The following is a 6,308-nucleotide window of genomic DNA, read 5'->3' on the forward strand; positions in this document are numbered from 1 at the left end:
GAGGTGCCCCCGCACCGCCCCCGCCCCGCTACGGCCGGGCGGATCCCGCCGCTCGCGTCCGCAGCTGAGCACCGCCCGGTCAGCCCGGCCCGCCCGGTCACGTCCCCGAACGAGGTTCGTCGTCCCATGAATTCACGCCAGCGCCGCGGGATCATCCTGCTGCTCCTGTCGGTGCTCTGCGCTCTCGGCGCCTTCGCCGGAGTGCTCGCGGTCGTTCACGACACCGAGTCCAAGCTCGGGCCCGTGGCCTCCGCCTACCGGCTGAAGGCCGACATCCCCGCCTACCAGCATCTCGGGGACGCCAAGGACCGTTTCGAGAAGGTCTCCATGCCCCGGCGCTGGCTTCCGGCGACGGCCGTCACCGACCTGGGCTTCCTCGACGGCAAGATCTCCGTCACCCCGCTGCGCAAGGGCTCGCTGCTCCAGCAGGACATGGCCGTCGCCCGCCCGGAGTTGCGGCCCGGGCAGCAGGAGATCGCCATCATGATCGACGCGGCGACGGGCGTCGCGGGGAAGATCTACGCCGGCGCGAAGGTCAACGTCTACGCCACCTTCGACGGCAAGGAGCAGGGCGCCAAGCCGGTGTCCAAGGTCATCGTCACCAACGCGCAGGTCATCCAGGTCGGCAAGCTCACTCCTTTCGAGCGTGACGGCAGCAGCGGTACGGTCGGCGGGCGGCGCGGCGGGGAGGCCGTGCCGATCACCTTCGCCCTCGACACCAAGGACGCCCAGCGGGTGGCCTACGCGGAGTCCTTCGCTTCCCACGTCCGGCTCGCGCTGGTGGCCCCCGGTGGCGACGACGCGGTCAGCGGAAGCGACCGCACCTACACGCTCGACGGCGACAAGTAGAGCAGGGGAGAACGGTGACGATCAGAATCCTCCCGGCCGTCGGTGACCCCGAGGCGGCCCGGGCCCTCGGCGGGCTGCTGGGTCAGCTGCCCGGCGTCGAACCGCTGCGACCCGTCGGCGACTCCACGCGCCTGCTCGACACCCTGGCGGTGCTGGCGTCCGCGTCCGTCGACGAGCTCCCCGAGGTGGTGCTGGTCCACGAGGGGCTCGGCCCCGTCCCCGCCCTCGAGGTCATCCGCGAGGTGGCCCTGCGCTTCCCGGCCACGGGCGTCGTGCTCGTCACCGCCGACCGAGGGCCCGCGCTGTACGCGGCGGCGATGGACGTGGGCGCGCGGGGCCTCGCAGGGCTCCCGCTGTCCTACGAGGAGATGGGGGCCCGCGTGCAGGCCGCCGCCCATTGGGCCACGGGAGTCCGCCGTCACCTCGGCAGTGCCGGGGAGGGCGCCGGCGGGGGGCCGGGCGGGACGCTCCTCGCGGTCGTCGGGGCCAAGGGCGGCGTCGGGACGACCGTCACCGCCGTGCAACTCGCCCTCGCCGCGTGCGCCGGCGGACGCAGCGTCGCACTGGTCGATCTGGACCTGCAGTCCGGTGACGTCGCCTCCTACCTGGACGTTCAGTTCCGCAGGTCGATCGCCGACCTGGCCGGAATCAGCGACATCTCGCCACGGGTACTCCAGGACGCCGTCTTCCCGCACCCGACCGGTCTCGGCCTGCTGCTGGCCCCGGCCGAGGGCGAGCGTGGTGAGGAGATCGGCGACCTCGCCGCCCGGCAGATCGCGGCGGCCCTGCGCAGCCGGTACGAACTCGTCATCGCCGACTGCGGCACGCAGATCACCGCCGCGGGTGCCGCCGTCGTCGAGACCGCGGACGTGGCCCTGCTCGTGACGACGCCGGACGTGGTGTCCGTCAGGGCCGCGAAGCGGATGGTGCGGCTCTGGGACCGGCTCCAGATCCGCAAGGCCGCCGAGACCACGTCCGTCATCAACCGGCACACCCGTAGCAGCGAGATCCAGCCCGCCCTGGTGGAGCGCACCACGGGCACGCGGGCCGCCCGCACCACGGTCCCCGCGTGCTACAAGGAGCTGCAGCCGGCCGTCGATTCGGGCCGGATGCAGGACCTGGACGCCCGCTCCGGCGTACGGCAGGCCATGTGGACGCTGGCGGGGGAGCTCGGTCTGATCGCCGCCCCCGCCGCGGGCGGAGGCCTTTTACGCGGTGCCGCCCAGGCGAGCCGTTCGCTCACCGGGGGTACGGGGCGCCGCCGCGCCTTGGGGGCGGGCGGCGCCGGCCCTGCGGGGGCGGACCAGCTCACCCCCGTGCCGACGAGCCGCTTCCGGCGGCGCGGGGGCGGTGACCGGGGGCAGGTCGCCGTGGAGTTCCTCGGCCTCCTCCCGCTGATCTTCGTCGTGCTGGCGGTGGTGTGGCAGTGCGTCCTCGTCGGCTACACCTACTCGCTCGCGGGAGACGCGGCGGACAAGGGCGCGCGAGCGGGAGCGGCCGGAGGCAACTGCGCCGCGGCGGCCCGGGCGGACCTCCCGGGAGCCTGGCGGGGCGGTCCGGAGTGCGGGGGACGCGGCACGGGCATCGTCCACGCGGAAGTCGCCCTGAAGGTCCCTGTGCTCTTTCCGGGCCTCGTGAACTGGCCGTGGACGGTGACAGGTTCCGCGGGCGCGGCGGAGGAGGAGAGGTGATGCGACCACGCGTGGCCGGAGCCGCGACCGCGCGCCGGGGCGATCGGGGTTCCCTCTCCATCGAGCTCATCGGCTTCCTCCCGGTGCTCCTGCTCGTCGGGCTGGCCGCGATCCAGCTGGGACTGGCCGCTTACGCGACGCAGCAGGCGGGCAGCGCGGCCCGGGCCGCGGCCCGGACCGCGTCGCTGGACGACCCCAGGGTGTCGCCGGCCGCCGCCGGCCGGGCCGCCATGAGCGGGTGGCTGCGGACAGAGGGCGCGCCGGAGGCGGCGCCCTGCGCGGTCGGCGCCCCGGGCACGACCGCCACGGTCACCGTCGTCATCCCGTCGGTGCTGCCCTTCCTGGGCGAGCGCTCCGTCACCCGGCGGGCCACGATGCCCTGTCCCGCCGACACCGGCTCGTACCCGCTGCCGAGGAGTGCGCCATGAGCCTGCGGTCCCGCATCACCGCCCCCGAAACGCCCGCCGACGGGCGGGAGTCGAGCCACCTCGTCCCCGTGTACCGCGCCAAGCTGCTCGAAGAGATCGACCTTGCCGAGATGTCGGCCCTCGCCGCCTCCGAGCGCCGCACGCGGCTGGAGCGCGTCCTCGGGCACATCATCAGCCGGGAAGGACCGGTCCTGTCCACCGCCGAGCGGGACCGGCTCATCCGCCGTGTCGTGGACGAGGCGCTCGGCCTCGGTGTCCTTGAACCTCTCCTGGAGGACCCCTCCATCACGGAAATCATGGTCAACGGGCCCGACCAGATCTTCATCGAGCGTTCGGGGCGGGTCGAGCCCGTTCCCGTGCGGTTCGCGTCGAACGAGCAGCTGATGCAGACCATCGAGCGCATCGTCTCCACGGTCAACCGCCGGGTGGACGAGTCGAATCCGATGGTCGACGCCCGGCTGCCGAGCGGCGAACGCGTGAACGTCATCATTCCCCCGCTCGCCCTGAACGGTGCGACCCTGACCATCCGGCGCTTCCCGCGGGCGTACACGCTGCCCGAGCTCATCGGCATGGGCACCCTGGACGAGCGGATGCTGATGCTGTTCTCCGCGCTCGTCCGGGCGAAGTTCAACCTGCTGGTCTCGGGGCCGACCGGATCCGGGAAGACGACGCTGCTGAACGCCCTCTCGGCGCTGATCCCGGAAGAGGAGCGCATCATCACCGTCGAGGACGCCGCCGAGCTGCAGCTGCAGCAGGCTCACGTGATCCGTCTCGAATCGCGTCCGCCCAACGTCGAGGGGAAAGGCCGGATCACCATTCGTGATCTCGTGCGCAACTCCCTGCGCATGCGTCCTGACCGCATCATCGTCGGCGAAGTGCGCGGCGGCGAGACCCTCGACATGCTCCAGGCCATGTCCACCGGTCACGACGGCTCCCTCGCCACCGTGCACGCCAACAGTGCCGAGGATGCACTGATGCGGCTGCAGACGCTCGCTTCCATGTCGGAGGTCAAGGTCCCCTACGAGGCGCTGAGGGATCAGATCAACAGCGCCGTGGACTGTGTCGTCCAGCTCACCCGGCAGGCCGACGGGACGCGTCGCGTCGCGGAGGTCGCCCTGCTCGACTCGCACGGCCGCGAGGACTTCCGGCTGGTGACGGTCTGCCGCTACGACGCCCACCCGCTGGACGCCGACCGGATCGTGCGTGGCGGGTTCGCCTGCTTCCCCCTCCCGGAACGGACAGCGGACCGTCTGCGGCTCGCCGGGGAATCCGTACCACCGGCCTTTGGCCTCGCTGCGCCCCCTGCCGGAACCGTGGTCCGGGAAGTGCGGCAGGGGCACGGGTAGGGAGGAGACGGACATGGACGATCTCACGCACCTCGTCGCGCCGACCGTCGTGGCCACGCTGGTGGCCTGCATATTCGGCATCGTGGGCCTGCAGACGTACGCCGCCGGGAAGGCGCAGCGCCGCTCCCTCGTCGACCGCCTGTCCGACGCTCCCGCGCTCCCGCCGACAGGCCGTGCCCGCCGCTTCTCCCGCCTCGACCGGCGGATGCGGGCCACCCGGGCGGGGCGGCGGCTGGAGCGCCGGCTGGCCGCGACCGGCCTGGAGGTCACCCCCGCCGAGTACACCGTCGCCACGCTGGGCGCCGCCGCCGGGCTGTGGCTGCTCGCGGCCGGAGCCCTCGCGCCGTTCTTCGGGCCCCTGGCAGCTGTGATCACCGTGTGGACCGCGTCGGGCTTCCTCGCCCGGCAGCGCCGCAAGCGCATCGAGAAGTTCATCAATCAGCTGCCCGAGCTCTCGCGCATCCTCGCCAACGCGACTCAGGCCGGGCTCGCCCTCCGCACGGCGCTCGGCATGGCGGCGGACGAGATGGAGGCCCCGGCCGGCGAAGAGCTCGCCAAGGTCGCCGACAAGCTCGCGGTCGGCCACTCCATCGACGACGCGCTGGGCGAGCTGGCCGACCGGCTGCCCTCCCGGGAACTGGTCGTGCTCGTCACCACTCTGATCCTGTCGAACCGGGCCGGTGGCACGGTCGTCAGCTCGCTGCGCAACCTCACCCAGACGCTGGAAGAGCGTAAGGAGACCCGGCGCGAGGTCCGCACCCAGCTGTCCCAGGTGACCGTCACGGCCTACGTCGTCCCGCTGATGGGCATCGGCACGCTCCTGCTGACGGACCGGATCGCCCCCGGCTCCATCGACCGCATGACGTCGTCCTTCCTGGGCCAGGCGGCCGTGGTCACCGCCTTCGCGCTGTACGGGTTGGGATTCCTCGTCATCCGCCGGCTGTCCCGGATCGACGTCTGAGAGGCGGCCGCGCATGGGAATCACCGGACTTCTGCTGGGCCTGCTGGCCGCCCTGTCCGTGGCAGGTGCCTGCGCCGGCCTCGTCCTCTGCCGCAGCCGGGCCAGGCTGCCGGACGACCTGGCGCTGGCCCTGGAGGTCGGTTCCACCCGGACCACGGCAGTCGGCTCGGCAGTCGACCGGCTCGGGATGCGCTACGCACCCCTGGTGCTGCGGATGATGGGCGGCAAGCGCGTGGCGAAGGTCCGCAGCCGCATCGACCGCGCAGGTAACCCCGGGGGACTGACCGTCGACCGGTACGCGGCCCGCCGCGCCGTCTACGGCGCCCTCGGCTTCGGCGGCGCATTGGTGATGATCGGCGACGGACAACTGCTCCTCACGCTCCTGCTGGTCGCCTTCGGGCTGTTCTGGACCGAGGTCGGCATCTGGGCCGCCGTTCGCGAGCGCAAGGCAGCGATCGACCGGACGCTCCCGGACTTCCTGGACGTGCTGGCGGTAGTGGTCAGCGCGGGCCTCGGCTTCCGGCAGGCACTGGAGCGCGTCGCCGAGCGCTATGCCGGCCCGTGGGCCGATGAACTGCGCATCACGCTGCGCCAGATGGACATGGGCGTCAGCCGCCGGCAGGCGTTCGAGGAGCTGCGGCGTCGCAATGACTCCGAGCAGGTCGCCCAATTCGTCGCGGCGCTCCAGCAGGGCGAGGAGCTCGGCGCCCCTATCGTCGACACCCTGATCGCCATCGCCAACGACATGCGCCGCGTCGACGCCCAGCAGGCCCGGCGCCGTGCCGCACGGGCCGTACCGAAGGCGACCGTGGTGATCACGACCTTCATGGTGCCGGCCACGATGATTCTGCTGGTGGCGGGCTTCTTCCTCGGCTCGGGCACCAACTTCGGTTCAATCATGGGGGATTGACGTGACCGTTCGCCGCAGACCCGCGCCTGGAGAAACATCGCGGAAGTGCCCTTCGCGGCTGCAATGGGATGTGGGACAGTCGTCCTCCAGAGGGTCCGTGGTGGACATTGCGGGACGGGGGTG

The 6,308-nt window shown here is 72.4% G+C and carries 6 protein-coding genes; all 6 read left to right on the plus strand.

Going from position 1 to position 6,308, the window contains the following annotated elements; all coding sequences use genetic code 11:
• The first annotated feature begins 126 nt into the window (after nucleotides 1–126).
• From cpaB to ACSNOG_RS31420, 6 genes are read left to right on the plus strand one after another with little or no spacing between them, the layout of a single operon-like run.
• Complete coding sequence (gene cpaB, locus ACSNOG_RS31395; RefSeq protein ID WP_436756101.1) at nucleotides 127–849, plus strand: Flp pilus assembly protein CpaB; 723 nt, start codon at nucleotides 127–129, stop codon at nucleotides 847–849.
• Between the two features lie 14 nt (nucleotides 850–863).
• Entirely contained in the window at nucleotides 864–2,540 is a 1,677-nt protein-coding gene (locus tag ACSNOG_RS31400) for an AAA family ATPase (protein WP_436756102.1), read from the plus strand.
• The gene (locus ACSNOG_RS31405) at nucleotides 2,540–2,968 is read left to right on the plus strand and encodes a TadE/TadG family type IV pilus assembly protein (protein WP_436756103.1); all 429 of its coding nucleotides are present in this window, start codon (nucleotides 2,540–2,542) and stop codon (nucleotides 2,966–2,968) included. The genes ACSNOG_RS31400 and ACSNOG_RS31405 overlap by 1 nt, the downstream gene beginning before the upstream one ends.
• Nucleotides 2,965–4,314, plus strand: a complete 1,350-nt coding sequence (locus ACSNOG_RS31410) for a CpaF family protein (protein ID WP_436756104.1) — start codon at nucleotides 2,965–2,967, stop codon at nucleotides 4,312–4,314. The genes ACSNOG_RS31405 and ACSNOG_RS31410 overlap by 4 nt, the downstream gene beginning before the upstream one ends.
• A 13-nt stretch (nucleotides 4,315–4,327) precedes the next feature.
• Nucleotides 4,328–5,275 carry a type II secretion system F family protein gene (locus ACSNOG_RS31415; RefSeq protein ID WP_436756105.1) on the plus strand — a complete coding sequence of 316 codons (948 nt, stop codon included), beginning with the start codon at nucleotides 4,328–4,330 and terminating at the stop codon, nucleotides 5,273–5,275.
• 13 nt (nucleotides 5,276–5,288) lie between these two features.
• Nucleotides 5,289–6,185, plus strand: coding sequence for a DUF5936 domain-containing protein (locus tag ACSNOG_RS31420; protein ID WP_436756106.1), 897 nt, complete (start codon nucleotides 5,289–5,291; stop codon nucleotides 6,183–6,185).
• The last annotated feature ends 123 nt before the right edge of the window (nucleotides 6,186–6,308 follow it).

The sequence above is a fragment of the Streptomyces sp. URMC 124 genome, from assembly GCF_051386455.1.
GTDB lineage: Bacteria > Actinomycetota > Actinomycetes > Streptomycetales > Streptomycetaceae > Streptomyces.